This is a genomic window from Phenylobacterium sp., assembly GCF_024508875.1.
In the GTDB taxonomy this organism is placed as follows: Bacteria; Pseudomonadota; Alphaproteobacteria; order Caulobacterales; family Caulobacteraceae; genus Phenylobacterium.
The window spans coordinates 1-2,528 of record NZ_JANINU010000276.1 but is presented as its reverse complement, the minus strand read 5'-3'; the positions used below and the strand labels follow the sequence as shown (position 1 = coordinate 2,528).

Annotated in this window: 4 protein-coding genes; all 4 read left to right on the top strand. The window is 69.3% G+C overall.

Annotation, left to right across the window (positions count from 1 at the left end):
* Positions 1-50 precede the first annotated feature (50 nt).
* Positions 51-452, top strand: a complete 402-nt coding sequence (locus tag Q0L11_RS18840; protein ID WP_296599280.1) for a hypothetical protein — start codon at positions 51-53, stop codon at positions 450-452.
* Between the two features lies 1 nt (position 453).
* Positions 454-1,200 (top strand): Fe-S cluster assembly ATPase SufC, encoded by a 747-nt coding sequence (sufC, locus tag Q0L11_RS18835; protein WP_296599279.1) that lies wholly within the window; start codon positions 454-456, stop codon positions 1,198-1,200.
* On the top strand, positions 1,197-2,225 hold the full coding sequence (gene sufD / locus Q0L11_RS18830; protein ID WP_296599278.1) for a Fe-S cluster assembly protein SufD: 1,029 nt from the start codon (positions 1,197-1,199) through the stop codon (positions 2,223-2,225). The genes sufC and sufD overlap by 4 nt, the downstream gene beginning before the upstream one ends.
* Before the next feature lie 2 nt (positions 2,226-2,227).
* On the top strand, positions 2,228-2,528 hold a 301-nt coding region (locus tag Q0L11_RS18825), incomplete at its 3' end, for an aminotransferase class V-fold PLP-dependent enzyme (RefSeq protein WP_296599277.1).

The following is a 2,528-nucleotide window of genomic DNA, read 5'->3' as shown; positions in this document are numbered from 1 at the left end:
GCCGACGTGCGGGTGGTCGAGAAGATCGAGGACAAGAAGGCGGTGGAGCTGTGACCGCCCGGACGCGCAAACCCAAAGTCCTGACGCTGAAAGATGCGTTCGAGACCGAGTTCGCGCGTCGCGAGATGGAACGTCGGGCGCGCGAGGAGGCCGAGCGTCAGCAGCAGGAAGCCGATCTTGCCGGAGCCCAGGCGCTGTACGAGGCGGTCAGCGCCGATGGCGGCTTCCTGGCGGCCAAGAGCCTGACGGCGGACGTGCGGCGCTACACGGTCTCGGTCGACCACGACCGTTTCCGCATCGCCGCCTACTTCGAGGGCGGCAAGGCCAGTGTCACGCTGTCCGACAAGCGCGGCGGCGCCGGCTCGGCCACGCCCCGCAAGCAGGAGATCGTCGAGAGCGTCGAGGACGCGCTCAAGACCGTGGCCAAGTTCCTCGCCGATGAGACCCGCTAGAATGCTGTCCGTTTCCAACCTGCACGCTGCCGTCGAGGCCAAGGAGATCCTGAAGGGCCTATCCCTGGAGGTCCCGGCCGGCGAGGTGCACGCGATCATGGGGCCGAACGGCGCCGGCAAGTCGACGCTGAGCTATGTGCTGACCGGCCGGCAGGGTTACGAGGTGACCGAAGGCTCGGCTATGCTGGACGGCGAGGACCTGCTGGCCCTGGAGCCCAACGAACGCGCGGCCAAGGGCGTCTTCCTGTCGTTCCAGTATCCGCTGGAGATCCCCGGCGTTCCGGCGCTGACGTTCATCCGCACGGCTCTGAACGCGCAGCGCAAGGCGCGGGGCGAGGCGGAAGTGACCGCACCCGAGTTCCTGAAGCTGGCCCGCGCCAAGGCGGCCGAGCTGAAGATCGATTTCGACATGCTGAAGCGTGCGCTGAACGTCGGCTTCTCGGGCGGCGAGAAGAAGCGGATGGAGATCTTCCAGATGGCGATGCTATCGCCCCGCTTCCTGATCCTGGACGAGACGGACTCGGGCCTGGACGTGGACGCCCTGCGCATCGTGGCGGATGGCGTGAATGCGCTGCGGTCGCCGGAACGCGGCATGCTGGTGATCACGCACTACCAGCGGCTGCTCGACTACATCAAACCCGACCGTGTGCACGTGCTGGCCGGTGGCCGGATCGTGGAGTCGGGCGGGCCGGAGCTGGCGCTCGAACTGGAGCGCGAAGGCTACGAGAAGTACGCGAGGGCCGCTTGAGCGTCGCCTCCGCCATCCGCGAGCGCGACGTCTCGCAGCTTCCGGGCAAGCGCGACGAGGACTGGCGCTGGACCGATCTGCGTGGACTGATCCGCGTGGCGCCAGCGCCGTCGGCCGAGCTGGACCCGGCGTCGCTGTCGCGTGGGCCGTTCGATGCGCTGGCGCACGAAGTGATCGTGGTCGCCAACGGGAAGGGCGCAGCGCACATCGGCGTCGAACCCGGTGAAAACAAGGTCGTGGCCCTGCGCATCGTCTCGCGCGGCGACGGCGCCCATGCCGCCCGCGTCTCGGTGGATGTGGAGGTCGGCGGCCGGCTGACCCTGCTAGAGAGCTATGAGGGAGAGGGCGGCTATCTCGGCCACATCGCGCTGATGCTCAGCCTCGCCAAGGACGCCGTGGTCGAGCGCATCGTCTTGGCGACGGACGACGCCGACGGCGTGACGGTGAGCCAGGCCGAGGTGGACCTCGCTCCCGGCGCCGCGTTTGGCCAGTCGACGATTACGGACGGCGCGCGCCGCCAGCGGCTGGAGACGCGGGTACGCCATCCCGGCGGTCACGCCGAGCTGCGGCTGGATGGGGTCTACCTCCTCTCGGGCAAGCGCCACGCCGACCTGACGACGGCCGTCACGCACGAGGCCGTGGACGGGACGACCCAGCAGCTCACCAAGGGCGTGGTCCGCGACCAGGCCCGGGCTGTGTTCCAGGGACGCATCGTCGTGGCCGACGGCGCCGACCGGACGGACGCGCGGATGGGGCACCACGCGCTCATCCTGTCGGACCGCGCCGAAGTGGACGCCAAGCCGGAGCTGGAAATCTACGCCGACGACGTCTCCTGCGCGCACGGCAATACCGTGGGCGCGCTGGACGAGGACGCGCTGTTCTATGCCCGTCAGCGCGGCATGCCCGAGGACGAGGCCCGCGCTCTGCTGACCGAGGCCTTCATCGGCGAGGTCGTCGACCGCATCGCCTACGAGGCCGCGCGCGAGCTCGTGCGCGGCTGGGTGGCGGAAAGGCTGAGGGGCTGAGCATGGCCTTCGACGCCGAAGCGATCCGCGCCGAGTTCCCGATCCTGTCGCGCCAGGTGCACGGCAAGCCGCTGGTCTATCTGGACAGCGCCGCCTCGGCCCAGAAGCCGCGGGCGGTGATCGAGGCCATGACGCACGCGATGGAGTACTCGTACGCCAACGTCCACCGCGGCCTGCACACCCTGGCGAACGAGACCACCGACGCCTACGAGGCCGCCCGCAGGAAGGCGGCGGCCTTCATCAACGCCGACGTGAACGAGATCGTCTTCACCAAGGGCGGCACCGAGGCGGTGAACCTGGTCG